Annotated in this window: 21 protein-coding genes; 5 read left to right on the forward strand and 16 right to left on the reverse strand. The window is 67.3% G+C overall.

The window, feature by feature from the left end:
* Window positions 1-192 precede the first annotated feature (192 nt).
* The 5 genes from WME85_RS12985 to WME85_RS13005 all read left to right on the forward strand — a co-directional run bounded on the left by WME85_RS12985 (window position 193) and on the right by WME85_RS13005 (window position 4,407).
* Window positions 193-987 carry an alpha/beta fold hydrolase gene (locus WME85_RS12985; RefSeq protein WP_437838135.1) on the forward strand — a complete coding sequence of 265 codons (795 nt, stop codon included), beginning with the start codon at window positions 193-195 and terminating at the stop codon, window positions 985-987.
* A 13-nt stretch (window positions 988-1,000) separates the two neighbouring features.
* The gene (locus WME85_RS12990; protein ID WP_437838137.1) at window positions 1,001-2,497 is read left to right on the forward strand and encodes a PAS domain-containing sensor histidine kinase; all 1,497 of its coding nucleotides are present in this window, start codon (window positions 1,001-1,003) and stop codon (window positions 2,495-2,497) included.
* Between the two features lie 181 nt (window positions 2,498-2,678).
* Window positions 2,679-3,119 (forward strand): DUF3574 domain-containing protein, encoded by a 441-nt coding sequence (locus WME85_RS12995; protein WP_437838139.1) that lies wholly within the window; start codon window positions 2,679-2,681, stop codon window positions 3,117-3,119.
* 241 nt (window positions 3,120-3,360) lie between these two features.
* The gene (locus WME85_RS13000; RefSeq protein WP_437838141.1) at window positions 3,361-4,092 is read left to right on the forward strand and encodes an SCO family protein; all 732 of its coding nucleotides are present in this window, start codon (window positions 3,361-3,363) and stop codon (window positions 4,090-4,092) included.
* An 84-nt stretch (window positions 4,093-4,176) separates the two neighbouring features.
* Window positions 4,177-4,407, forward strand: a complete 231-nt coding sequence (locus tag WME85_RS13005; RefSeq protein ID WP_437838143.1) for a hypothetical protein — start codon at window positions 4,177-4,179, stop codon at window positions 4,405-4,407.
* A 398-nt stretch (window positions 4,408-4,805) separates the two neighbouring features.
* Here the strand turns inward: WME85_RS13005 and WME85_RS13010 are convergent, their stop codons facing one another.
* The 16 genes from WME85_RS13010 to WME85_RS13085 form a co-directional block, all read right to left on the reverse strand.
* Window positions 4,806-5,882, reverse strand: a complete 1,077-nt coding sequence (locus WME85_RS13010) for a hypothetical protein (RefSeq protein WP_437838145.1) — start codon at window positions 5,880-5,882, stop codon at window positions 4,806-4,808.
* Between the two features lie 101 nt (window positions 5,883-5,983).
* The gene (locus WME85_RS13015; protein ID WP_437838147.1) at window positions 5,984-7,099 is read right to left on the reverse strand and encodes a vWA domain-containing protein; all 1,116 of its coding nucleotides are present in this window, start codon (window positions 7,097-7,099) and stop codon (window positions 5,984-5,986) included.
* A gap of 10 nt (window positions 7,100-7,109) precedes the next feature.
* Window positions 7,110-9,380 (reverse strand): choice-of-anchor J domain-containing protein, encoded by a 2,271-nt coding sequence (locus WME85_RS13020; protein WP_437838149.1) that lies wholly within the window; start codon window positions 9,378-9,380, stop codon window positions 7,110-7,112.
* A gap of 1,146 nt (window positions 9,381-10,526) precedes the next feature.
* Window positions 10,527-11,561 carry a hypothetical protein gene (locus WME85_RS13025; protein WP_437838150.1) on the reverse strand — a complete coding sequence of 345 codons (1,035 nt, stop codon included), beginning with the start codon at window positions 11,559-11,561 and terminating at the stop codon, window positions 10,527-10,529.
* A gap of 645 nt (window positions 11,562-12,206) precedes the next feature.
* A complete protein-coding gene (locus WME85_RS13030) occupies window positions 12,207-13,061 on the reverse strand; it encodes a transglutaminase family protein (protein WP_437838152.1) in 855 nt (284 codons plus the stop codon).
* The gene (locus tag WME85_RS13035; protein WP_437838154.1) at window positions 13,058-15,103 is read right to left on the reverse strand and encodes an alginate O-acetyltransferase AlgX-related protein; all 2,046 of its coding nucleotides are present in this window, start codon (window positions 15,101-15,103) and stop codon (window positions 13,058-13,060) included. Before WME85_RS13035 ends, WME85_RS13030 begins: the two co-directional genes overlap by 4 nt.
* Window positions 15,090-15,809: a glycosyltransferase family 2 protein gene (locus tag WME85_RS13040; protein ID WP_437838155.1), complete on the reverse strand. Its 720-nt coding sequence runs from the start codon at window positions 15,807-15,809 to the stop codon at window positions 15,090-15,092. The genes WME85_RS13035 and WME85_RS13040 overlap by 14 nt, the downstream gene beginning before the upstream one ends.
* Window positions 15,806-16,885, reverse strand: coding sequence for an NAD-dependent epimerase/dehydratase family protein (locus WME85_RS13045; RefSeq protein WP_437838157.1), 1,080 nt, complete (start codon window positions 16,883-16,885; stop codon window positions 15,806-15,808). Before WME85_RS13045 ends, WME85_RS13040 begins: the two co-directional genes overlap by 4 nt.
* The gene (locus tag WME85_RS13050; protein WP_437838159.1) at window positions 16,882-17,925 is read right to left on the reverse strand and encodes a TolB family protein; all 1,044 of its coding nucleotides are present in this window, start codon (window positions 17,923-17,925) and stop codon (window positions 16,882-16,884) included. The genes WME85_RS13045 and WME85_RS13050 overlap by 4 nt, the downstream gene beginning before the upstream one ends.
* A complete protein-coding gene (locus WME85_RS13055) occupies window positions 17,926-18,885 on the reverse strand; it encodes an NAD-dependent epimerase/dehydratase family protein (RefSeq protein WP_437838160.1) in 960 nt (319 codons plus the stop codon).
* Window position 18,886: 1 nt separating this feature from the next.
* Entirely contained in the window at window positions 18,887-20,194 is a 1,308-nt protein-coding gene (locus WME85_RS13060; protein WP_437838162.1) for an alginate O-acetyltransferase AlgX-related protein, read from the reverse strand.
* A gap of 9 nt (window positions 20,195-20,203) precedes the next feature.
* Window positions 20,204-21,661, reverse strand: coding sequence for an MBOAT family O-acyltransferase (locus WME85_RS13065; RefSeq protein WP_437838164.1), 1,458 nt, complete (start codon window positions 21,659-21,661; stop codon window positions 20,204-20,206).
* Window positions 21,662-21,670: 9 nt separating this feature from the next.
* Window positions 21,671-22,711, reverse strand: coding sequence for a sialate O-acetylesterase (locus WME85_RS13070; RefSeq protein ID WP_437838166.1), 1,041 nt, complete (start codon window positions 22,709-22,711; stop codon window positions 21,671-21,673).
* Window positions 22,708-24,690 carry a tetratricopeptide repeat protein gene (locus WME85_RS13075; protein WP_437838169.1) on the reverse strand — a complete coding sequence of 661 codons (1,983 nt, stop codon included), beginning with the start codon at window positions 24,688-24,690 and terminating at the stop codon, window positions 22,708-22,710. Before WME85_RS13075 ends, WME85_RS13070 begins: the two co-directional genes overlap by 4 nt.
* 9 nt (window positions 24,691-24,699) lie before the next feature.
* On the reverse strand, window positions 24,700-25,761 hold the full coding sequence (locus WME85_RS13080) for a hypothetical protein (protein WP_437838172.1): 1,062 nt from the start codon (window positions 25,759-25,761) through the stop codon (window positions 24,700-24,702).
* A 23-nt stretch (window positions 25,762-25,784) separates the two neighbouring features.
* A complete protein-coding gene (locus tag WME85_RS13085) occupies window positions 25,785-26,192 on the reverse strand; it encodes a hypothetical protein (RefSeq protein ID WP_437838174.1) in 408 nt (135 codons plus the stop codon).
* Window positions 26,193-26,436: the final 244 nt, after the last annotated feature.

Raw genomic sequence — 26,436 nt, forward strand, 5'->3', positions numbered from 1 at the left:
CGATGCTATCGGCGTGGCGCAGCGGGACCAGGCTGCCGGCCCGGCGGCGGGCATCGCGGCGCGGGGCGGCGGACTCCCTCGCGTTCGAGGAAGGTCGCCGGCGGCGCGAGGCCGCTGAGCTCGCCCCTCCGGGTGGCGGGGCGGGGGACCCTCTGTTATGCCATGAAAATCCCAGCAAGAGGAGCGTCGCTCGTGAGCATCCTGAGGCGTCATAACGTCCACGTCCTCGGCCGGGGGGACGTCGACATGATCTTCGCGCACGGCTACGGGTGCGATCAGAACATGTGGCGGCACCTCACCGGCGCGTTCGAGGACCGTTACCGCGTCATCCTGTACGATCTCGCCGGCTGCGGCGGGTCGGACCTGTCCGCGTACGATCGCAAGAAGTACGACTCGCTCGAGGGGCACGCGCGCGACGTGCTCGACATCCTGGAGGCGGTCGCGAGGGGGCCTGCCGTGTTCGTCGGACACTCGGTGAGCGCGATGATCGGGCTGCTCGCCGGGATCGCGGCGCCGGAGCGCTTCCGCGAGCACGTCATGGTCGGGCCGTCGCCCTGCTACATCAACGACGGCGACTACATCGGCGGGTTCACGCGCGCCGATATCGAGTCTCTCCTCGACACGCTCGACAGCAACTACCTCGGATGGGCGAGCGCCATGGCCCCCACCATCATGGGCGCGCCGGACCGGCCGGAGCTCGGCGAGGAGCTGACCAACAGCTTCTGCAGGACCGACCCGGAGATCGCCAAGCACTTCGCGCGCGTGACCTTCCTCTCGGACAACCGGGCCGACCTCCCCAGGTTCACCGCGCGCGCGCTCATCCTGCAGTGCTCCGACGACCTCATCGCCCCGCGCTCCGTGGGCGTTTACCTGCACAGGGCGCTGCCGGGCAGCACGCTCCGCGTCGTCGACAACATCGGTCATTGTCCTCACCTCAGCGCGCCCGCGCCGGTCGTGGACGCCATGCGAGAGTTTCTGCAGGCGTGAGCCGGACCGGGCGATGACCTCTCCCGAGGACGGCTCCGGCGACGCGCTCGACCTCTATGACCTGGCGGCGTGCGGCCTCCTCACGACGGCCGCCGACGGGACCATCCAGCGCGTCAACCGCACGATGTGCGGGTGGACAGGGTTCGACGCGGCCGAGCTCCTCGGCAAGCGCTTCCAGGACCTGCTCACGATGGGCAGCAAGCTGTTCCACCACACGCACTGGATGCCGCTCCTGCAGATGCAGGGCTCGGTCGCCGAGGTGCAGCTCGAGATGGTGCGGCGCGACGGCCGCGTGCTCCCCGTCCTCGTGAACGCCGCCCGCCGCGAGCCGAAGCCCGGCGCGGCCCCGGCCGTCCGGCCGCCCGTCGACGTGGCGGTGTTCATCGCGACGGACCGGCGCAAGTACGAGCGGGAGCTGCTGTTCGCGAGGCGGCGCGCGGAGGAGCTGGAGAACGAGTTCCGGACGCTGGCCGAGAACTCGCCCGACGTGATCGCGCGCTTCGATCGGGCGCACCGCTTCGTGTACCTGAGCCCCGCCGCCGAGGGCCTCACCGGGAAGCCGGTGGTGGATTTCATCGGCAAGCCGATCGACCAGACAGGCATGGCGAGCGCGGACACGGACGCGTGGGTGGCGGCGATCGACGAGGCGTTCGCGGGGCGCCGCTCCACGCTCGCGTTCACCTACGAGGTGCAAGGCGGCCATCCACGCGAGTTCCAGGCCCACCTCGTCCCCGAGCGCAACTCGCGCGGCGAGATCGTCACCGTCCTCGGGCTCACGCGCGACGTGACCGTCCTGCGCCAGCAGGAGCGCGAGGCCCAGCAGCGCGCGCTCGTGGCAGAGCAGCTCATCGGGATCGTCAGCCACGATCTTCGCAATCCGCTGAACGCGGTCCTCCTCGGGACGCAGCTGCTGGAGGACGCCGACGCCGAGCTCCAGCGCGTGACCACCAGCCGGATCGCGGCCGCCGCCCACCGCGCCAACCGGCTCATCACGGACCTGCTCGACTTCACGCAGGCGCGGCTCGGCGGCGGTCTGCGCGTGGCGCGTCGCGAGATCCACCTGCACCAGGTCGCGGCCGATTGCCTCGACGAGGTGATGCTCGCCTGGCCCGCGCGCCAGGTGGAGCACCGGCGCACGGGGGACGGGCTGGGCCTCGCCGATCCGGACCGGATCGCGCAGATCCTCACGAACCTGGTCAACAACGCGCTGACGTACGGCACGCCGGACCAGCCGGTCACGGTGGCGACCTCCGTGCTCCCGGGCGCGCTCGAGATCCAGGTGCACAACGCGGGGCGGCCCATCCCGCCGGAGCTCCAGGCGAAGATCTTCGAGCCGATGCAGCGGGGCGGCGCGCAGGCGAGGCCGGGGTCGCGCAGCGTCGGGCTCGGCCTCTACATCGTGCGCGAGATCGCGAGCGCGCACGGCGGCCGGGTGAGCGTTCGATCGGCGGAGGGCGAGGGGACCACGTTCGTCGTGGCGCTCCCCCGCGCCGGCGGCGCTGGCGGCTGAGCGCCGGGCTCGACGGCCCCGCAGAGCAGGCGCCGTGCGCCGAGCGCCGCCGATCCCGCCGGACGCGGGTCGGCGCCGTCGCGAGCGGGGCGGGAGCTCGGGCCGGGCCAGGTCGCGCCGTGATAGGCTGCCGGGCGCACAGGGCCTGTGCCCGACAGCCTTCACCTCGGAGGAAGCCTCCATGCCCAGCCGCTCGCTCGCGCGTCCCCTCCTCGCCTTGATCCTCGCGACCGCCGGGTGCGACAGCGCCGCGGAAGACGTGGGGCCCGCGCCCGGCGCCGACGTCGCCTGCGACAGCGGGGATCTGATGATCCGGACCGAGCTCTTCTTCGGCCTCGATCGGTTCGACGAGCCCTCCGTCACGGCGGAGGAGTGGCAGGATTTCGTCGATACGGCCGTGACCCCGCGCTTCGGGGACGGGCTGACGCAGTTCGACGTCGATGGCCAGTACCTGGCGTCGACCGGTGAGCTGATCCGGGAGGACAGCCGGCTGATCATGCTCCTCCACGACGGCGGGCAGGCCGCCTGGGACGGCATCGAGGCCATCCGCGAGGAGTACAAGCGGCGCTTCAACCAGGAGTCCGTGCTGCGGATCGACGAGCCCGTCTGCGTCGATTTCTGACGGCGAAGCGCCCGGGACACCTGCTTGCCTCGACTCTGCATCTCCAGATCTCCAGCGCACCGCAAACGTCCTTGACCTGAAAGGACCGAGCAGCCAAAGCTCAAGGCCTGCTGGCCAGTCGTGGCAAATGGCGCCGCCGGCGCGCGGCGCTCGCCCTTCGGGTGGCGGCTGGCGGGCGGCGGGTGGCGCTCGGACGGCAGCCGCTCGGCGCGGCCGGGCAACGATCCGCGGTGAGGCCGATATGCGCTCTCTCTCGTCTTCCGTGTCGAACGCCGTTGTCCTCGCCGGCGTGCTCGCGGTCGCCTCGTGCAGCCGCGGGGGCGAGCCTCCGGGCGACGTCGACTCCACAAGGCGCCCGGAGACCCCGGCGGTGGGCGGCGGGCCGGGCGCCGCCGCGGCGGTGCGCTCGGCGCCGGCGCCGGGCGTCGCGGTGCCGGACGAGGAGCTCGTGGATCAGGACGGCGCGCCGGTCCGCCTGCGCGAGCTCGCGGAGGGGCGCGTGCTCGCCGTCAACTTCATCTTCACCACCTGCACGACGATCTGCTCGCCGATGACGGCCATCTTCGGCCGGCTCCAGGCCGAGCTCGGCGACGCGCTGGAGCGCGACGTGCGGCTCGTCTCCATCTCGCTCGATCCGGCGACGGACACGCCGGAGCGGCTGAAGCGCTATGCGGAGCAGTTCGGCCGGCGGCCGGGCTGGGTCTTCCTGACGGGCAGCCGCGAGCGCGTGGGCCGGGTGCTCGACGCGCTGGGCGGGCGCGCGCCCATCAAGGAGCAGCACACCCCGGTGACGCTCATCGGCCGCGAGGCGGAGGGGCGCTGGACGCGCGTCGACGGCATCGCGCCGCCCGCGCGCCTGGCCGAGGAGGTCCGGGCCTTCCTGTCGCGAGGCCCGGCGGCGCAGCGCGCGAGCGGCGGCTCACCGCTGGACCCGGCTGGAGCCGCCGGGAGACCGGCCGGAGCGCCGCGCTAGCTCTGCGCCCCAGAAATCCCGCCAGGATTCCGCCGCGGTGGCGAACCGTCGCGATCCGTTACTTTCGGCGGGATCCGGGGGGGCGTGACGACGGATCGCACCGCCTCGGGTGGCATGGACCCAACCCGGGCCCAGCCGCCGAGCCCTGGGCCCGGGGAGCTCGCGACGGTCGATCCATCGCCTCGAGCCGCCGTGGTTGCGTCGCTCGCCGGCACCCTGAGCCGAGCCGTCGCCCTCGGGGACCCGGAGGCAGCCCGGGTCGTGCACGAGGCGATCGGTCAGCTGCTCGGGCTGCCGGTGGCACCGGGGGGGTGAGCAAGCTTGGGCCGAGCGTCGAGCCCGCCGCTCGCGTCGACTCGCTGCCGGAGCCTTGCCGCTGGCCAGGGCCCGCAGGCTCTACTGGGATCGCCCGCGCGGGGCGGTTGCGTGCCGAAGCGCCCCGGAGTGCCCAACTTGCAAGGGGCGGATGAAGCTCGTCGCCATGGTGACCGAGCCAAGGAACATCGCCCACTTCCTCTCCGCGCTCGGCCGGGCACGCTCGATTATCACTTCATGCGCCGCGTCGCCGAGCTTCTGCTCACGCGGGTCGGGTCTGCTAGGCTGCCCATGACCCTGCTGAAAGCCTCGGAAGGTGGACCCATGACCTTGTAAAAGACTGGGGCACGCCCCCCGCGCGGGCGGCCACATCAGCCTGCGTTTGGGGTACTCCGCCATCACGGGCAAACCATCCCCACCGGGTTTGCCGCCCCAACGTCGCCGAGCTGCGCCTCTGTCATCTCGAACCCGAGGCCCATGGTGATGCCGTCGCACGTCTGGTTCGGATCCTGACTGCCGTCGGTCATGATGTCCGATGCCTGCCGGATCTGGGTCACCATGTTATCGAACACGTCACTACCACAGAGATTAAGCAGGTAGCCGACCTTCTTGAGCTCGGCCACGAACTCCTCGGTGTTGAGCACGCCGCCAATCATGCCGCCCGTCGCGCTCTTACGATCCGCGGCGAGGGTCATGGTCATCCGCGCGGCACGCAAGGTCAGCTTGATCGACGTGCTCGCCGTTCTCGTCTTTAACGGGATCGTGAGGATGATCGTCACGTTCTTTCCCGAGTCGAACGTCGTGCCCGTCACCGAGCTGTTCTCGAAGGCGATCGTCGATGACTCCGGATCCATGGGATCACTCAGGAGTCCGGGCTCGACCGGCCACTTGTCCGTCCCGTCGAGCTTCGGCTTCGTGCCGAGCGATGTCCCGCCGACCAGCGTGGTGACGAGCGCGGGGACATCGCCCGTCGGAGGCAGGCAATACATCTTCAGCAGCGCGGTGAAGACGCCGTTCAGGATGCCGTTGTTAGCATCGGTCGTCCACGTTGGGTACAGTGAGAGGATCGTGGGCAGGAGGTTCTTCCCGAACGAGTTGTCGATCCCGTCGTCGCCGTCGGGGTATGCCGTAGCAGGCAGACCGTCCGCGTTCGGAGTGCACACGTCGTTCGAAGCCGCGATCGACACTCGGTCGTCGAGGTTGAAGCCGACCTTTTTCCACTCCCCGCTGTTGCCCTCGCCGAAATGGAGCGCCGTGATGGCGAGCACCGTGCCCTCCCTCGTCGGGCAGCTCGTCTCCACGTCGCTGCCGCCGCTGCTGCTGCTGCTGCTGCTGCTGCTTGTGGAGCTCACGGAGGAGGTAGTCGCCCCCTGCCCGCTGCCGCCGCTGCCCGCTGTATCCGCGTCGTCACCACAGCCCGCGGCCACGGTGGTCACGAGCGCGAGGGAGAAAAAGACTCGATCGATCCCAAGCATATTGTCCTGCACTTCCCGGAGTAACCCTTACTTTAGAGCTCAAGCACGGCCGGCGCAGACTTCGCGCTGCTCAGCGACGATACGATAAGAGCACGTGTGCTTCAATTGACCACCGATTGGCACCCGAAGAGGGCGGCGACCTTCGCGTTGCTGTCGACCTGCACCGTGGCGCAAGACGCAGGGCAGAGGATGATCTGTCTGGGAGCGATGTTGCTGTCGTAATACCAACCAGGCTGGTCAGTGCAGTCGGCGAGATCGTCGGCGCGGGGCAAGAGCTTCGGCGTACCCTTGCCGTTCGGCGTATAGGTGAAGTTCACGATGTTCGGGTCGAGCTCCTGGCCATTCGGCGGCGGTGGGATCTCGAAATCGCACCCGAGCTCCGCAGTGCGAATCTCGGCCATCTTCGCGGAGAACTCGCTGATGTCCCGCGTGATGTCATAGGCCGCCGTCGTCCCGCCCGCCGCCGCGATCTTGTCGAGGGTCGCGATCGTCGAGCCGGACACGCCGATGACATAGGTGAGAACACCGTTGTAGTTGAGCGCGTTCCTGGCGAGGTTCGCAATCTCGTCGATCGACTGCCCCTCACAGCCGTTGGGATCGCCGTCGGTCGCGAGGACGAGGATGACCTTGTGCGTCGGGTGCGCGTCCTGGTAGGCGGTCGCCGCCATGAGCGCCCCCTTGAGCGCGCCGTAGGTGGGTGTACCAACCCCCGTGGCGTCGGCGGGCATCGAGTTTGCCAAGGCAAATCCGTGCCCCGGCAGCGAATCGATGGGCACGTCGAGGACCTTATAGTGTGTGACATCGCAGTCATTCGGCTCTTGGGTCGGAAAGTAGACCATGCCGGCGCCGATGCCTCCCGATGCCGGATCGTCGAAGAACGTTCTCAAGGCTCTGGTGGTCCCGGTCCACTTCTCGCCCGTCATGCTGCCCGACTGGTCGATGAGGAAGACGATGTCGAGCGCGATGCGGTGGGCTTCTGCGCTCGTGGAGGTGCAGGCGCCCGTTTCACCGCCTCCGCCGCCGTCGCCACCATCGCTGGCGTACTGCCCCCCGGCGCCTCCCGAGCCGCCATTCCCGGAGGACGAGCTCTGGCTCGTGCTGCTCGTCCCCGTCGTGGGCCTGTCGGATGCCGTCGCGCAGCCCGACCACGCGGCGGCGATGCAGGACAGGGTGAGTAATACGAAAAGGTGCCGGTGGCTTCTTGCAAGGCGGCTCATGGACTGTGCCTCAATCGATGAAGATATCGTCGATGTAGACGCCGGGGGAGGTCCCGGAGGAATCGCTCTCGAAACTGAACCGCAGGCGGATGATCTGGCCGGCATAGGCCGCGAGATCGGCTTGCACGAGCTGCCAGCCGAGCCCGGACTGGTGACCACCCCACGCGGGCTGGCCGCCGATGAGCAGCGGGTACGCCGGCAGGACGCTGTTGACGACCGAGTAGGTCATCCCGCCGTCGGTGCTGATCTGCAGGTTGGCGCCATCGTACGTCGAGCCCTCGGTATCGACCCACATCCGGAACGTGAGGGTCGGGCTCGACGCGGCGGTGAGGTCGATGTGCGGTGAGGTGGCGGTCGTTCCCGCAAACGTTTGGTGGTTGGTGTAAGGGCCGGCGATCTGCGTGGCGACACACTGCGTCCCCACGTACGCCGTCGCGGGGCCCACGTTGATGGGGACACCGCACTGCCAATCGCCGGTCAGCGTCCAGCCGTCCGGGCACGCGCCCTCGAAGCTCGTGTAGTACGAATTGGGCTTGACGGTGAAAGTGAACGTCTGCTCCGCAAAATTCGAGGGCAACGTCGGCTCCTCGACGTGCACGGTGACGCTCACCGGCCCTGCCTCTGCCGCCGAAGGCGTGCCCTGGAGCAACCCGGTCACAGGATCGATCGTGAGCCAGGCCGTGTTCATGCCGCCTGGCTTGATGCTCCACACCGCGCTGCTCGTGCCGCCGACTTTGACGATCTGTGCCGAGTAGGCCATCCCCGCATATACGTCCGCGAGCGACGATGGCGTGGTCACAAAGAGCGGGATCTGCAGCGGCTCCGCGACGACGACGTCATCGATGTAGACACCCGGGAAGACGGTCGCGCCGTCGCTGCGGAAGGCGAAGCGCAGGATGATCGACTGCCCGGCGTAGGCGGTCAGATCCGCCGTGTAGTTCTGCCAGCCTTGCGCCGAGTGATCGCCGCCCCACGTGGGTTGACCGGCGATGGTCAGGCTGTAGGCCGGAGTCACCGTCGTAACCTGGGTGAAGCTCCGCCCGCCGTTGGTGCTGACTTTCAGATTCCAGCCGTCGAAGGTGCCGCCCTCGGTGTGGTCCCACGCCCAGAAGGAAAGAATCGGGTTGGTTGCTTGAGCCAGGTCGATGGGCGGCGAATCAGCGACAGCGGTGCTGAAGCTCTGGTCTACGTGGTACACACCGCGGCGCTGCGTGGCGATGACCCCGTTGCCGAGGTGGGCCGCGGGTGGCCCCACGTTCGCGGGCGCGCCGCATTCCCAATCGCCGCCGAGGGTCCAGCCATTCGGGCAGGCTTCGAAGTCCTCGTGGAGGTAAAGTACACAGCCGGCGACCGGTGTGTCCGCCTCGCAAGTGGCGGCCATGCATCTGTCCGCATCGGTGCAGGCATTGTAGTCGTTGCACGCGCTGCCATCGGCCGCCGATGCGGATTCGCACTCGCCCTTCGCGCTGCATGCGCCCACATGACACTCGGGGATGCCCTCGGTACAGGCGGTACCGACCGGCGCGTGTGCCCGGCCACAGAGGCCGGTGTCGGGGTCGCACACGCCGATGTCGCACCTCACGTCAAGCGCCGAACAATCTTTGGGCACGCCGCCCACGCATTGCCCGGCCGCGCATGTCCTGTTGACTCTACAGAGGTCTCCCGTGAGCACGCACGGCGTGTTGTCCTTGCTGGGGTCGGGTGTGCCCGCGCACTGGCCCGTGGCCGGATCGCACGCCACCGTGTTGCACTCGTTCAGCGGGGAGAACGTGCAGTCCTTCCGCTCGCCCACGCATTCACCGATGCGGCATACGCCGTTGATCTGGCAAAGGTCCGTCGGGGTGCATGGGGTGCCGTCGTTCACCGGCGTAACATCGCAGGACTTCGATTCCTCGTAGCAAATGACGGCCGAACACGGAGAGGGCGTGACCCCGCAGTCGTTTCGGTGCCCGCCAACGCAGGTGCCGTTGTCGCAGACCTCGCCGGTGGTGCAGAATCTGCCGTCGTCGCACGCGGTTCCGCTTGGAGATGGGACCACGATGCAGGTGTTCAGTGGACCGAGCACCTGCCCGGTGTTGCATACCGCCACCGTGCACTGCGGCGTCTCGAGCTGCGCACAGTCCACACCGCAGGGCCCGAGATCAACGCCGCCCGCGGCGCCGCCGCCACCGTCGCCGCTGTCGGTGCTGACGGGGGCCTCGCCCACGCTGCAGCATGCGGCGATCGACACTACTGGGAGCAAGGGCAAACACCGAAGAACGTCTCTGATGCGACCGAACATGAGCCTCGTCGCCAATGTAACACAACTTGGAGCCGCGCGGGCAGGGGGAGTAAAATGACGCCGATCGTGGGCAAGCCGCCCCCCGTGCTGGGTCCGCTCGTTGCCGCTGCTTGTCGCTGGACTCTCGCGATCTCCTCGATGAAGATCTTACCCATCGCCGTCGCGACCTCTGCGCGAAATGCAGCCAGGCGCCGGAGCTCGGCAGCCGACGAGCAGCAGCTGACTCCACGGCCATCGGGCGCCAATGACGGGGCCCGCGATGGCGATGGTCCCGCGCCTCGCATTCCCGAGCCGCCGTGCTACGCTTCCATCGTTGCGAGGTTTCTCGCCCCCTCCAGCGCGCCCGGAGGCCGCCGGCCGCGGTGCCCCTGTGGAGCCAGGATCGGCGGGCTCGCCGGCTCCCTTCAAGGATGGTGGACTTGTCTTCGGCTGCCACCGTGGAAGCCGAAGGTGGTGCGACGGCGTCGAGCTCTCGCTCATGAGCCCGTCCGCCGCATGTGTTTGGTTGCTCCGACGAGCGCACGCAACGCCTCGTTGACGGCTTCGGCACTGCCCAAATGCGGCCAGATGTCCGGATCGATGGTCACCGCCGGACCGGCACGCAAGTGCGTGTGATGACCGCGCCCGGGACGACGCCGGAACTTCGATCGCCGGAGCATAGTACCTCTTGGTGAAGAGTCAGGGGTCGTTGGGACGCCCACGCTATCTCCATACCATGCGACGAAACGGCCCGTTCCATAGGGCAGAATGGCCACCGAGTCGCAACGGCTTCATCCTCGCGCAACGCTTGCGTTCCAACCGATTGTCGCTTTGCCAGGGATAGGGCTAGGGCCTTAAGGCGCCCTCGGCAGGCACCGTGCCAGGCGCGAAGGCCCGCTTTGTCGGCGATCGGCGGCATCCGGCTGCGGGCGCCAATTCCCCAATGGCGACCGTCAGGGCTTCGGTCGGACCCATGCGGATTGAGCCGCATGTCGCCGGACGTGCGTTGCACGACGGTCACCGCGCCGCTCTTGACCGCGCCGCACGGGCCTCGGCGCGCGGCGCGCTCTTCGTAGAACCGCTCCACGCTCTCGACGAAGAGGCGGGTCAGCACCCCGAACAACGCCCCGTCCTGGGCGAGCCTGCGCCGCCACGGGAACGGAAACGTCAACACCCACGGACGGTGCGCCGCGGCCGGAGCCAGTTGTAGTTCCAGGGGTCGTCGATGCGGAACATGAACGAGTAGGCGCGCGCGACCTTGCCGGAGTCACGGAAGATCTGGAGCGCTTCCCGGGTGTAGTCCGCCTGGGTCTGCTGGGAGACGGTATCCAGGTAATGAAAGCCGCTCGGCGTGTCCGACTCCCAGCCGAACTCGGTGACCCAGACCTGGGGATCGGGGTGGCCGTGCGCCTTGAACGCGTCGTAGGCGCACGCGAAGCGGTCGAAATCCCAGAAGCAGGGCTGGCTCGTCACCTGGGTCGGCGAGCGGCCTTCGACGTAGTTGTGCGTGGTGGGGAGGATGCGCGGATCGTTCAGGAACCCGGTCGTGTCGGCTGCGAGGAGCGCGTCGCGGAACAGGCCGCTCGGGGCGCTCTCGGTCTCGGCGGAGACGAGGAGCGTCGCCTCGGGCCACACGGCCCACGCCTCCTCCGCGAACGCCTTCACGAGCTCCAGGTACGCGGCCGCGTCCGGCGCGGGCTTCCAGAAGTTCTCGTGCCAGGGCTCGTTCCACACCTCGAACACGCGCGGCGGATCCTCCATGCCGCGCCAGACGTCGACCATGCGCTTCGCCCACGCGTCCCGGTGCTCCGGGAGCGGAGGGTACTTGTCGTCGTCCTGCCCGCTCAGCTCCGGGATGCCATAGTCCACGATCGGGAGCACCTCGATCCCGAACTGCCGCGCGAGCTCGATCTTGTCCGCGCTCGGCTGGTCCATGCGGACGTGCCGGACGCCGAGGGACTCGAGCCTCGCGAAGTCGGACGTGTCGTACGCGCACGCGCCGGTGAAGTCCGCGTAGCGCAGGCTGACCGTCGCCCCCGTGTCGGTCCCCCCCGCGCCGCCATCACCCGCCGGGGCGCGGCCAGCGCCCGAGCCCAGGGTGGAGCCGCTCGAGCGGCCCCCGTCGCCGCAGGCGGAGAGGGCGACGAGCGCCGCCGAGACGAGCGCGGCCGTGCTGGTGCTGCGGAGTATCGTTCTCGCCATGAGTTCGTCCTCGTTGGGGCTATCTCACCCCTCCGGTACCACCGGCAGCCCGAGCAGGCGACCGATCGTCTCGTGAACGACTCGGGTCGCAACCTCATCCTCGAGGGCGACGGCGCGGCTCAGGGCGCTGGCGAGCGAGGCGATCACGGCCGCCCGAGGCGACGGATCGGTCACGGTGAGCTCCCCAGGCCCGGGGCTTGACCGCTGGGCCCGGGTTGGGCCCGCGCCCTCCGAGGGGGTGCGATCCGTCGTCACGCCCTGCCGAAATCCCCGGGGATGCGACGGATCGCGACGGTTCACCCCCGCGGAAGAGTCCCGCCAGGATCTCTGCGACGAAGGGGTGGGGGCGGATAAAACATCAATAATTTCAATCTGTTCTGTCTGATTCGCGGCCAGGTCGCTCGCCGGCGTGGCCCAACGCGGGCCCAACGGGCCGCCTGCTGCCGCCAGGGCGCCCGCTGCGGGCTGGTCGGTGGCCCTGCCGTCGCTCTCGCATCACACGGCAAGCCTATGTCCCTGGCCTGCTCGACGTCAGGATGGGCTCTACCGAACGGATACCCATCGGCCGTTTCAGGAGGCAGCGTAAACTATTGGCATTACACGAATTTCAATATGATTACCGCTCTAGCGAGATCCCCTTGCCAATCAGTAGCTCGGCGGCAGTGGGCACGCCCGCGGAGTCGTCGCGGTCCTGCGCTCCGCTGCCAAGAGCGAAAGGTTCTGCTCGATGCCGGGCAAGTGCGGATTGGCGTTGCAAGCGCGACGGTAGCTTGCCTCCGCGCTCTCGAGATCACCGAGCAGCTGTTCGACGGCGCCAAGGCTGGCGTGGGCCTCGGACAGCTCCGGAAAGGCGCGGGTGGCACGGATGAAGGCTGCTCGCGCTTCGGTCAGCCGTAGCTGCCGGCGCCGTTCGTTGCCGACGTTGTATTCGACGACGCCCAGCACCTCGGATTGGCTGAGTGGACGCGCGTATTCGCGCGCCGAGCCGCCCGGCACCGGAAAGCGCTGGCCGTACCACGCGTCCGGCATCGCCTCACCGGCGCGCAGCAGCTCCACGTTGCGCGCGCCGCCCTGTTCCTGCACCCGCACGTAGAAGTGCCCAGGCATCATCACCCCGGACGCCGAATAGCCGAGCGCGTCAGCCAGCGCGAGAAACAAGGTACCAAGGCCAACGCAGCTTCCGCGGCGGCGCTCCAGCACGCCGGGCAGGCACACGAAGGCTAGATTCGTGTCGGCCACTTCGCGCACGAAGCTCCAACGACCGAACAAGAGCTCACTCAACACCGTAGCAGGCGAGCGCTGGGGCGACGAAGCGAGCGCGCTCTCCGCCTCGTCGACGAGACGCGAAAGCTCCGTCAGGCTCCAGTTCACCTGGCTCTCGTCGACAAACGCGATGTCACGGGCCAGGCCGATCAGGGCGCGGCCGAACGCAAGCTCTCGGCGCGGAACGCGAAAGCAGCCGCTGCCCGCGAGCAAGAGCAGGAGCGAGCGGCGCTTCATGGCTTCTCCAGCGGCTCCCAGTCTTCCCAGTAGTTGTAGAGATCACGCGCCGTCATCATCCAGATGACCAGCTTCTTCGTGCCGAGCGCCTCGACGCTGCGGCGCAGTAGCTTTTGCCGCACGTTGGGGCCGCCGCCGTAGCTCATGACCAAGTCGAGCGGATACGCGATGCCACGCGCGAGGTGCGCCGAGACGCCAGCGTGCTCGGCGTCCGTCAGCTGATAGACGGCGGTGAAACTGTCGCCCAAGAGCACGACCGGGCTATCCGGGTCGTCGTCGTACGGCTTGCCGTCGGCAACGACCCGGTGCGCCACGAGCGTCTCTGGCGCGTATTTTTTCTGCTCAGCTTCCGGCAGTCGCGAATGCAGATCGCCGAAACGGGTGAAGCTGGTCTCGCGCAGGTCGTAAGCGCGCTTCTGCTTGGCGAGATCGGCGTACCAGGGGTACTTCTTCACGCGGGTGGCCAAGAGGTCTGCGGCCAAGCGCAGCCCACGGTCGGTCCAGTGCGTGTCCTGGCGCTGGAAGAGAAACGGCTCCGCTGCGCCCGTGACCTTTGCCTGCAGAAACGCCGGCAGCAGGTCCACGATCTCCACGCCTTCCTTGCTGAGCCTTTCGATCAGCTTGCGGAAAGCCGGATTGATGACCTGGCCCGAGAGCGCTGTGAAAGCGGGGTCCAACTTTTCCGGATACACCTCGAGCTTCGTCGGGACCGGCACGAACAAGAAGTCGACCCCCTGCTCGTCAAGCAGCTTCTTGAATTCGAGGATCACCGGTAGCGGGTTCTTCCCCTTGCGTTGCTGCTCGAGATCACCACCGCTGACGTACTCGAGGTCGTTGCGGTAGAACAAAAAGCCATCTCGCCCAGCCAGCGCCTTGACCTTCGGCGGCATGCCTTTAAGCCGTTTCTTCAGGGCGTCATGGGTCGGCCTGAGCTTGGCCATCCACGTCGGCCAAGAGCCGCCCGCCTGGGCCAGCTCGCGCTGCACCGTCTCGAGCCCCGGCGCGGGATTGGGCGACGGACGTGTCTTGCTGAGCCGAAGCGCCGGCTTCGCGGGCGCAGCGGCCGCGAGCGCCGCGCCTTCGCCACGCACCAGAAAGACGTTGTACGTGGCTTTGCCTTGCGGCTTGCCGCGCAGCACGATGGTCGGCGCCGGAAAAGCGCGCCCGCCCAGCTCTTGCTTGATGTAGGGCTCGGTCTGCGCGTCCGGAAAGCTCGGTCCCACCGGCATGAGATCGGTGTTGAAGGACGGGTACCAGTACGACGAGAGTTGGTTCGCCCAAGCCTTCACCTCGCTCGGCGACAGCACTGGCGCCACGTAGTCCTTCTGAATCGCAGCCACAAGCACGGGAGTGACGACGCCAGGCGCCACTCGGCCATAGAGCTCGGGAAAGCCGTCCCCGTCCTGATCGGCGGAGCCCGCAAAAGGCTTGAACCAAGGCTGAAACTCTACCTTGGCCCACAACTCCACTGCGCCCGACGCGGCCTGATGAATGAACACCTCGCTCAGGAGCTGGCCGGAGGTGCCGGGCGGCAACTGCAGGCCCCACCGCTCGCTGCGCACGGCTGAGCCAACCTCGGCCAGCGCTTCGGCCCCAGCTACCTTGCGCGCTTGCAAGAACTCCGACAGCGGCGCGAAAGCCAACGCTTGCTGCTGCTCGACCGGCGAGAGCGGCGTCTTCGCGAGATCGCTCGTCAGGCTGCCCTGGTCGAGCCGACCCGCGAACGCGTGCGAGGTATCGGGCGTGCCCGCAGCCGACATGGGCGTCTCTGGCTCCGGGTCGGCGATCATGAAGTTGCTGTGATAGGCCGCGTAGTCCAACGCGGCGCGCGTCGGGCGTGCCACCTCACGCACCCAGACCTGGGAGCGCGTTCGCGCATAGCCTTCGTTCAGCGTACGGACGTGAGCGTGCTCGACGCGCGTGCCCGCTCTCGCATCGCCCCAGGGAAATGTCGCAGACCCGGCGTGACAAGCAACAGTGCCAAGCGCCGATGCGACGGCGAGCAAGCCCCAAACCCCAAGTGCGCGCTCACGCTGCGTCATAGCGACCTCGACGATAGTTCCACATCACTCGAAGCACCCGGAGCCCGTACGTCAGCGGGTTCAGGTGCGAGACCTCGTCCCCGTAGTGCGTGGGCACCGGCGCCTCGCCGATCGAAAGCCCACGTGCCCGCGCCGATGCGATGACTTCCAGATCGAAATCGAAGCTGTCGGACAAGTCGTGAAACGGCAGCGCTAGCGCGCGCGGCCCATAGAGCAGGTAGCCGCTGTGGTAGTCAGTCATCGAAAGCGACAGCGTCCGGTTCTCGATGCGGTTCAGCAGCGCATTGCCGACGTACTTGTAGAGGGGCATACCACCCTGCAAGGCCGTGCCCGCAGCGATGCGCGAGCCCTGCAGCAGATCGAGCCCGCGACGAGAAAGCTCCCCGATCAGCCCAGGCAAGGCCTCGGGCGCATACTGACCGTCGGCGTGGATACAGGCGACCAGCTCCGGCGCATCGTCGCAAGCCTTGGCCAGACCGTCTTTCATCGCCGCACCGTAACCGCCGTTGTTGCGCCGCCGGAGCAAGCTGAGGCGAAACGCCGACGACCTGTGGCGCTCGACCCGACGGGCCGTGTCGTCGCGACTGCCGTCGTCGACGACCACCACGTGGGTGGGCCCCGACGAAGCCAAGCCGCCGACGCGCTCCAGCACCGACTCGATGTGCCGGGCAGCGTTGTACGCAGGGATGACGACCGTCACCTTCATGCGGAGCTCGCGAGCTGGGAGAGCGAGGATGCCGCTGCGACGCGAGCGCCGTAGCGCTCGACGTAGTCGTGCACGATCGGCGGCAAGGAGGTGGCCAGGCGTCGCTGGGGCTTCCAACCGAGCAGTTGCTGCGCTTTCTGAACGTCGGGGATGCGTTCCTGCGTGTCGTCGTAGCCGGGGCCATAGAACTCGGCGGCCGACACCGCGCGAAACTGGGCAGGCGCGCGCTCGGGTAACCGCTCAGCGAAAGCGTCGGCTAGCAGCCGAGCGAGCTCCGCGATACTGACGTTGTTGTCCGGGTTACCGATGTTGAAGATCTGACCTCTACTCTGCTTCGGCCGCTCGAGCACGCGGCACACGGCTTCGACCATGTCGCTCACGTCCATGAACGCCCGCCGTTGCGCGCCGCCGCCCACGAGCGGCAAAGGCTCCCCTCGCAGCAGCGCGCTCATGAAGCAGGCCAGCACGCGGGGTGTTCCCTCCCCGTCGATGCCGGGCAGGAAGTCCATGCGCGCGCCGATGGTGTTGAAGGGCCGAATGATCGTGAACGGCAACGCGCCGTGCTGACCGTGCGCCCAGATCACCCGCTCGAGCAGCTGCTTGGCGCACGAATACGTCCAGCGCTCGCGCCCCACCGGGCCGAGCAAGAAGCACGAGTCGTCCTCGTGCATACGCGCTGTCGGCAGCCCCTGCGCGTCCAGCGCGGTGCGCCCGTAAACCTCGGCGGTCGAGAAATGAATCAAGCGCACGGCGCGCTCCGCGCAGCGTTTCACGAGCGGCAACAGGTGCGTGAAGCTGGCGTCGATGACCTCCAGCGGTATGGTCGAGTACTGGGCTGGGTTGCAAAGCGCCGTGAGCGAGATCACGACCTGACAGCGCCCGGTCACGTCCTCGACGAGCCCCGGCGCCTCGACGCGCGCCTCGATGCGCCGCACGCGCGGGTCCCAGCACTCGAGCTTGGTCAAATCCACGTCGACGGCGTCGACCTGGCAGGCAAAGCGCTCGAGCAAAGCCGGCACCAGGTGCGAGCCGATGAAGCCGCCCGCGCCGACCACGGCGATGCGCGTCTCCCTCACGGTGAGCCACGCCCGGCGGACGGAATGAAGACGTCGGGCCAGCGATCATTGGCCGAGTTGTAGGTGAGGCGCGCGGCCTTCTCGGGCGGCGTGCCCACCTCCCACAGGTAGATCTCATAGTCGGCGGTGTCGTGGTCGTGACCGCGCTGGGTGATGCCCCAGACCATCCATTTGCCGTCGCGCGACAGCTGCGGGAAGTACTCGTGCGAGCGGCGACCCGGCAAGTCCATTAACTGGAGCTCGTCCAAGTCGACGTCCTTCGGCGGCGTGCCATCATCGATCGGCATGCGCAGCACCCGGCTATCGCCGTTCCCGGTTGGGTGAACCCAGTAGATGGCCGTGTGATCCGGCGTCCAGTTCACCTGGCAGCCCAGCCCGGTCTGGGTCCAGGCCTTCTTGGCGATGTTCCAGATGCCGGTTTCGCGCTTCGAGCCGCGCAGCGTGATGGCGAGGTACTTGCCGTCACTCGAAAGCTCCGGCTGCTGCAGCAAGGCGCCGTCCAGATCGGATACGCCCTCGCTGTCCATCAACTGCGTCTCCTCGCCGCTGCCGAGCTTGCTGCGGAAGACCTTCGTGCCGCGTACGAACAGGATCTCATCCTCCGAAATCCAGCTACCCCAGCTCGCGCTCTCGACGACTTTCTTCGGCTCGGAGCCGTCCGGCTTGACCGTGTAGATGTCCCATTTGTCGCTGGTGTTGGCGTCGCGTTCGCTCACCCAGCCTTGTTTGCTGCGGGAGAACAGGATTTGCGCGCCGCTCGGAGAGAACTTCGGGAACCAGTCGACCTCGTCGCCCTTCGTGATCTGTTTGACGTCCGAGCCGTCGGTCTTCATCGTGAACAGGTCGTGATTGCCCACGCGGGAGCTGGACCAGACGATGGTGCCGTTGGCCTTTCCGCCGACCTCGCGCATCAGCGCGACGTCCTCCGCGGGCGGGGCTTCGTCGGCACCCTTCGGGGGCTCGCCCGAAAAGACCGAACATCCGAGCACAGCCGAGCAGCACAGATAACCAATTTGCCGCAGTGGGAAACGCAGGCTCATCTAATTTGTCCTTTCTCGAGCTTCACTCGCGCGGGGTGCGAGGGTGGCCGCCTCGACGGCGGGTGAAGGAAAACAGTGACGCAACCCAGCGCGCACGCCGAGCGGCGCGTAGCCGAGGTCGTTCATGGCTTCGGTCGGGTCGAGATCGGCGTTGTTGACGATGCCGGCTATCGCGCTCGAGGTGAGCGGGGGCCGCTTCATGAACACGGGGAGCACGGCTGCTAGCGCCCGGCACGCCCACACCGGCAGGTGCAAGAATGGCCGAGGCCGATCGTGATGAAGCAGCAGCAGCTCCGCGAGCTCGCGCATCGAAATCACCTCCGCGCCGCTGAAGTTGTAGGTCTTGCCGTGCGCGATCGGCGCGTTGGCGAGCCGCACGAGGCCGTCGACGACATCCTCGGACCAAACGGGCCTTTTGAGCGCGCCCCCGGCGCCGATGAACGGCACCACCGGAAACCGCCGCAAGTAGTCGAGGAACATCAGGAGCTCCTGACCGCCGCCCTGCTCGTAAACCAGCGTGGGCCGCACGATCGTGTAGGCGAGCCCTGAGCCCTGGACGAGACGCTCGGCCTCGAGCTTGGACTCGGCGTAGCGCGTGCGACGGGGGTAAACGACGGAGGCCGACGAGACGTACACGAAGTGCGGCACCCCCGCTCTTCGCGCCTCCGCAACAAGGTGCGCCGTGCCGTCGCGGTTGACGCGCTGAAACATCGTGGGGTCGTGGGTGATGATGATGGCGGCCAAGTGGTAGACGAGGTCGACGCCGCGACACACGCCGGCCAATGTGGCCGGATCCCTGATATCGCCTTCGCGCACGTCGCAGCCCAGCGCATGCATGCGCGCTCGCAACGGATCACCGGGCAGCACGAGCGCTCGCACTTGCCAGCCCGCTTTGCGCAGCCGCGCCGTCAAGCGGGCGCCCATCACGCCGGCGGCGCCAGTAACCAGGGCTGTCGGCATCCTACGGAGCCCCCGCAGGCCTGGGAGCCGGGAAATCCAGCGGAATCCAATCTCCGACCGACAACTCGCGCGAAGCGAACTCCCAGATCACCACGCGCTTGCCCGCCAGGCGATCTTGGCCGGCGTTCAGCTCGCGCGCGAGCGCTTGGCGCGTAGCGAAGGCACCGGAGTCGTTCTGCGCGATCACGTCGATGGGGCGACCAAGCGCCAGGGCCAAGTGCGGGGCCAGGCCGGAAGCATTGCCCCAGCCCATTCCCTCGAGCGTGAAGATGTTGGTGAAGCTGTCGCCGAGCAGGAGCACGTCGGCGCCAGGGTCAGGCTCCCAGGGCGTGCCGGCCGCGTCCTGCACTTGGTGCACGACCACGCTCTCCGCTTGAAACAGGCTCTGATCGTCGGGCAGCTTGAGCATATCGACCAGATCACCGACGCGCGAAGCCGGCTGCGGAACGTCGTGCAGCACGGGCTTCTCTGCCAGCTCTGGCAATACCCCAAGCCCGATCACAAGATGGCCGAGGTCGCGGGCGATGCGCTCCATGTAGCCGGGCGTAAAATGCGTATCTTGAGCCAGGAAAAGCGGCTCGGTACGGGGCTCAGGCACGCTGCGGCGCGCGTCGAGCACGGCCACGCCGGCTGCTCGAAGCTCGCTCAAGAAGCGGTCGTAGTCGACGTTCTGCGCCATTTCGACGCGCCCGTCACGCCCAACAAGTGGACCCGGCTCGATCCCAGCCTTGTCCGGCATCGGCAGGAGCACGAGGCGAATCCCGCGTTGCGCGAGCGCCTGCTGGAACGCCAAGATGGCGGGTCGCGGATCCGGGTGGATGGGCTCCTGGCCTGCGTCGAGGGCTTCCCTGGCGCGGCCCCGAAGCACCCCGGGCTCCAAGAATCCGGGCCCGCTGACGTGCAGCACACCGGGCGTGTAATAGAGCCAGCCGCCGTGTCCGACGACCGCGAGCTTGTTGCCCACACGAGCTAGACGAGTGAGCAGCAGCTGCACGCGGGGCTGGACCCAGGACTTGGCGTACGAAGCATCCTCGATGCCCTTCTCGAGCTGACGCAGGTTCTCGGCCGTCGGTGGGCGGCGCACCAGATCCGCGAGAGGCGATTCCTCACCCTCGCGCTTCTCGAGGTAGGCCTGCGCGAGCGGCACAGCGTAGATCGCCCCTAGAAACAGCAGCGTGAGCAGCCAGGCCGCGCCGCGACTCACGTCGGTCGCGATGATACCGCGGCGCAGCTGCTCGTCGCCTGTGGGGTCGGTCGGACCGCCACTGCGTTCGATGGCGGAGGACGAGGGAGGCAAGGTGCTTTGCATCGCGCGGCCTCAGAACTGAAAGTACAGAAATGGGTTGATGGTCTGAGTCCACATCATCAACGTCGCGAGCACCATCGTGGCCGTCACGAAGGCGGTACGGGGCAAGGACAAGCGCCCCGTGAGCTCCCAACTGTTGGGCATGCCGAAGGTCACGACCGCGGCCAAGGCGAATAGCCCCACGTAGTACTGCGGGTGGAGTGCGCCCGTCACGACGTCCGCCGCCGGCGAAACGGCGGCGAGCCCAAACAGCGAGCCCAGGTAGGTCACCGCCTGCTCGAGCGTCTTGGCGCGGAAGAACACCCACGACAGGCACACGATCAAGAAGGTGAAGGCGACGCCGACAGCAGGTGGCAGGCGGCGCAGCGGATGAGCTTTACCGAGCCTGCGCTCCACCCCGAGCATGCCACCGTGAATACCGCCCCAGATCACGAAGTTCCAGCTGGCACCGTGCCAGAGCCCACCGAGCAACATGACAGCCATCAAGTTGGCGTACGTGCGCAGGGGGCCTTTGCGATTGCCACCGAGCGGGATGTACAAATAGTCGCGCAGCCACGTGGACAGGCTGATATGCCAGCGCCGCCAGAACTCCGTGATGCTGCGCGACTTGTAGGGTGAGTCGAAGTTCTGGATCAGCACGAAGCCGAGCATCAGCGCCAAGCCCACGGCCATGTCTGAGTAGCCGGAGAAATCGAAGTAGATCTGGAACGCGTAAGCGACCAGCCCGAACCACGCGTCATAGAAGTGCTTGGCGCCACCGGCGAACGCCGTATCGGCGATGTGCCCCATCGGGTTGGCCAGCAGAATCTTCTTGCCCATTCCCAGCGAGAAGAACGCGACGCCGCGCGCAAACTTCTCGAGCGTGTGCTGGCGCACGCGCATTTGTTCCTCGATCGCCGCATAGCGGATGATGGGGCCCGCCACCAAGTCGGGAAAAAAGGCCTCGAAACACATGTAGTCGGTGAAGCGCCGCATCGGTCGGGCATCACCGCGGTACACGTCGATGGCGTAGCTCATCGCCTTGAACGTGTAAAAGGAGATGCCCACCGGTAAAACGATGTGCAAGACCGGCACGATCTGCGTCGAGCTACCGAAGAGCGCGCCAAGCGCGTTGATGTTCTCGGCGACGAAACCCGTGTATTTGAACACCGCGAGCAGCCCGAGGTTGGTGACGATGGACGTCGCCAGCACAAGCTTCATCTGGCGGGTCCGCACGACCTCGGGACCAATCACGGGCGGTAAGCCGTCGACATCGGGCAGCCGTGACATTTTCAGAAGCAAAATACCGCACACGTAGTCAACGCTCGAGCCGAAGAACATGAGCACGGCCCAGCTCGGGTTCGCCCAGCCGTAAAATACGTAGCTCGACACGGCGATGAGGGCCGTGCGGGCCCGGCCCGGCAGGGCGTAGTACGCGGCCAGTACCAGCGGCAAGAAGTAGAACAGGAAGATATGGCTGGAAAAGACCATATCAGCGGCTCACTGGGCCCACGGGCGCCAGCCCTTGTCCTTCATCGTCGCGAGCGCTCGTTGCACCCAGGTGCGATGACCGTCCAGATTGAAGTGATGGTCGTCTTGCATGCCCACGCCCTCGGCCGAGACGAGCGCGAAGTTCGACACCACGCTCGGGCACCTTTCGATCTCGGGACGGATGGCGTTCGCCACGGCGCCGCCGACCACGAACTCGCCCGAGCTTTCCACCTCGTAGTCGTTCATCATTGCAGGCAGCGTGGGCTCGCCGACGTCGTTGCGAATGGCGGTCACGAGAGTATTGATGCATTCGGGAAAACCGGAGCGATCGGCGGCAGTGCCGTGTCGCTCGGTGATCCCGAGATAGATGAAGATACCGCCGAAGGTCACCCGCCCCTTGATAGCCTTCGGTGCGGCGATCAGCTGGTCGTAGTAGAGGCCGCCCGGAACGAACTGGGAGCAGTAGGCCGAGGGCCACCCAAACCCGAGCGAGATGAAATAGTAGTCGGGCGCGAGCATCGCGGCTTCCTTGACCAGCGCCGTACCCGGCCCGCCGGCGGCGGTGTCACCCGCGGTTTTCGGCTCGATCGCGAGCTCCGGCGCCGAGCCGGGGTGGTACATGAAGGCGTGCGGATGGGTCTCCGTGAAATGGAACGGGCGTGAGCTCTGGGGCCTCGTGGCGCGACCGGCCATGTTGGAGTGACCGATGTGAATGAAGGCGATCGCGTGCTCCTTCGGAACGTCAACGCCTCCAAGGTTGATGGTCACGCCCGAAGGCGCCGACCCACCGCCGGACCCCGCGTCGCTGGTCCCGCTGCTCCCGCCGCCACCGCTCCCATTCGTCGCGGTCATGGCACCGCCGACCGAAGCTCCACCCGTGGTGGTCGCCGCTCCAGTGCCGCTCGAAGGCCCGAAGTCGTCACCCGTCCCGACGGCCTGCGTGTCGTGCGGGTGCTCGACGACCCCGCAGGCGAGCCCGCCGACCAGCGCGAACAAGGAAACGAGCGCCCACCGAGACCTGGACAGGCTCACGTTGAGAAGTGTTTTCATCGTCGACTCTCCTCCAAGTTCACCAAGATCCGCGTCGCTTCGGGGTCGAAAGGCCGGACGCGCAAGGCACGCCGCAAAAAGGCCAGGCCTTGCGCCGATTCGCCCCTTCGCAGGGCGATCAACGCCATGAGATTCAGGCTCCCGACGTCGTCGTCCTGGGAAACCAAGCTCTGCCGGGCGAGCCGCTCGGCGGCATCGAGCTCACCCGCTGCAAAGCGAAGACGCGCTTCGAGGGCTCGGGCTTGCGGCGTGTCGAGGCTTGCGAGCGTACGCTCCGCTTGCTCGAACTGGCCGAGCACGCCGTGCAACGTGGCCAGGCTCAGACGTGCCGCGGCGTGCACCTTTGGGGAATCCGCGAAGCGCTGACCCAGCTGGACCAAGGTGCGGTCCGTCTCGCTGGCTTCACGGAACGGCTGCTCCGCGACGCCGGGCGTAAGGTCGCGGCGAGCAAACAGCACCTCCGAGCCGTCCGTGTAGAGCAGCTTCCAGTCGGCGCTCGCGTAGAGGTGGCCAATCAAGCGCTGGTAGCGCTCGGGGAACATCACCGGCAAGACCACGTAGGCGAAGGAATGACGCGCCTGAAAAGCTTCGAAGCGCTCTGGCTCGTCCGCAAGCCTCAGGTATTCGGCAAACTCGTCGGCGGTGCGCAACACGAGCCGAGTGTCAATGTACGGACGAAACCGCGGATAGAGCCGCCAGATCAGGTAGCCTCCGTAATGATCCGCCGCAAAGACGTCGCCCCCGGGCAGCGCGTCGAGGCGAACAGCGCTTTCGGCCGGCACCCGAAACGGGCTCGGATCCGCCAGCGGCGGCTCGCGCGCCGCCGCCGATGCCGAAACGAGCAGCAGCGCGCTCAGGAGCACCGCGTTGAGGCCCACCGCCACGCGCACGCCCGCGCGGCGAAAGCTCGAGACACAGAGCCGCCGGAGCGCCGGGGCCAGATTGACCGCGAAGATCGGCGCCCCGACCCAGTACAGCAGGAGCACGTTACGATTGCTCATCAAGGCCAGCCCCGCGAAGCCGAGCAGCAGCAGCGCGTGGCTCAGTCTCAAGCGGCGCCCGGCCAGGAGCACGGACAGAGCGAGCAGCGCCAAACACCATTTGAAGTGCCAGAACTCGCCGTCTGACAGGCGCTCGAGCTCGAAGGGCGGTAGGTTCTCCGCCACGTCGTGGGCGAAGACTTGGTGCTCGCCGGGCAACAAGCGCCCGAGCAGCAGCGCCGGCAACGCTGCGCCGCGCAAGCCAAACGGCGTGAGACACGTCGCCAGCAAACACCCCGCTAGCGTCGCGAACAGCTGCTGTACCCGCGCCCACGGTGCCAGCGCACCGGCGTGTTCGCGCGCAAATGGCCACGCGCGCGTCTGGCCGAAGCTCGCCCAGCCGAGCGCCGCCACCGCGTACGCCGCGATCACCGCGGGGCCAAGCGCCGAAAGGCCCTGGAAATTCGCCCAAACCAGCTGCGCCAAGGGCAAGAACAAGAGGTGCCGGACCCGGCCGTCGCGCCGATAGCGCTCGAGCGCGAACAAGAAGAACGCGAGCAGGACGAGCGTGCCTATCACGGGCCGGACGAGCAAGAGCGAGCGAGCCGCCAGAAGCCCGCCGACCAGCGACGTCACGAGGAGCCCCCTCGCCCACGAGCCGCGCCGCGCTTCGAGCGCGAAGTAGAGGAAGCCCGCGCCCAGGCCGATCAGCGCGCACTTGACCAAAACAAGCCCGACGAGGCCGATCGCCTGATGTACCGCGTACACCGCAAGCTGAAAAAGCCAGTGCACGTCGACCCAGGCACGCCCTTGCGCGCTGACCGAGAAGGGATCGGTGAACAGGAGCCCACGCCGAGCGACCATTTCGCGACCTGCCGCGAGGTGCCACCAGATGTCACCGTCGGCCGAAGGCGCGAGCCCCGTCGAGGCCGCACCCAGGCCGAGCAACGCCGCGACGAGCGGCGTGCGATGGCGGAGCAGGGCGGCGACCGGCAACATGGCCACTTCTCAGAACGGTGAGACGGTGAAGCCGATGCCTGCCGTCCACGGCTGCAGGCCCACGCTCTGGCTGGTGTTGGCGGCGCCGTCGACGACTCCGCGCCTGTCCCAGCCGAGCGGCAGCGACACGCCCCCCAAGATCGCCAGCCAGGCGTTCGACCACTCCACGGCCAGCGTGCCGGTGACTGCCCACAGCTGCACCTCCTGGTCAAGCCCACGGTCACGATCTGCACCGAAGAAATGCGACAACGACAGGCCGAGCGACGGCACCAACGGCCCCCAAAAATAGCCCGAGTAGCCGTAGAGCGCGGCCGCCGGTGCGCGGTAGTTGCCCAGCTCGTTTTCCCCGCCGCGGTAGCCGAACGAGCCGCCCAGCACGATCAGCCCCCACGTCTTGTCGATCGTATGGTCGAGCGTCACGCTGCCGCTCACCTTGCCAAGGCCAAGCTGTTTTTCCTGCGTGAGATAGTCGTTCTTGTACTGGGCGTCGTGCACGCCGGTCGGGACACCGACCTGCAACGTCAGGCTGGTGGAGTTGATTTCGCCGAAGCGCCGCGTGACGAACCCCGCGACGTCACCCACGCCGGAGTTCGAGACGTCCACGGGCAGGCCGTAGTAGTCGCGGTAGTACTTGTAGAGCAGCGGAACCACGAGCCCCACATTCCATTTCTCGCCCAGATTACGCGAGACTTGAGGGCTGAAGCTGAGGTTGTAGCCGTCGTCCAGATGCGTGTACGTGGCGAGTGTCTGCAGCTCGAATAGCCCACCGGTCACGCTGCGGCCGATCCACTTGATTCCGCCCCCCGCGCCCGTGGAGCTACCGGCTCCGCAGCCGCCGATCGTCTCCCAGCTCGAGAGCAGGCCTTCCAACCGTGAAACTCGTAAAGACAGCGCTGGTCCGAGCTCGGCGAGCGCGTTGCCTCGCTCGCCGAGAGTCGCCTCCAGGCGGGCTACGCGCACATCATTTTGCCGAGCCGCGCGCTCGGCCGCAATGAACGGAAAGCTGGCGACCGCGGCCAGACCACATGTTACCAGCCAGGCGCCCGGGGCACGTAGTCGTCTGAAGTTCAAGCGAGTTTCTCCCGAGCGCAAGGTCAAGCTGGGTCGACTTGGAGGCACCAATAGCGGACGCTCCCGCGATCCGTAGCGGCATATTCGTCTACGAGTGCACCTTTCCAGATGGCTTTCAGATCAGCCGTCAGTTTCATCTTGTGAACGTCGCCTTGGTTGAAGCTGCGCAGCTTGCCGCCGACCTGCTCCTTCATTTTGTCCTTGATCTTGGAGCGCGGCACGAGCGGCTTGTAGTGCGCGACAAGGATGAACTGCTGGTCGAGCGCCCCGCCCTGGACCTGGTAGCGCATCACGTAGGCGTAATCGTACAGGTCATCGGGGGGCATCTTGGACGGAATTTCAACGAGCTTTGCCGTCAATTCCAGGGGTGCCACCCCGTCCGCCCGGGCGCTCTGTTCGACACCGGCTATTGCGAGCAGCAGCATGCTCATGAACGCTTGGCGACCAAAGTGGCGTCGGCTTGAATGAATCATCGTCGCAGAATAGGGCGACAAAAGTCGATCTTGCAACAAGGCAAGCGCCGATCCTCGAAATTAAACCAACCCACGCCGGAGATCGCTCCAGGCTCTCGGCATCTTTCCACCGTGGGGGCAGCACTACCGCTGGTAATTCACGGCGGGGTGCGCGAGAGCCGCCATGGTGACCGAGCCAAGCAGCATCGTCCGCATCCTCTCC

The sequence above is a fragment of the Sorangium sp. So ce1153 genome, assembly GCF_051521595.1.
Taxonomy (GTDB): domain Bacteria; phylum Myxococcota_A; class Polyangia; order Polyangiales; family Polyangiaceae; genus Sorangium.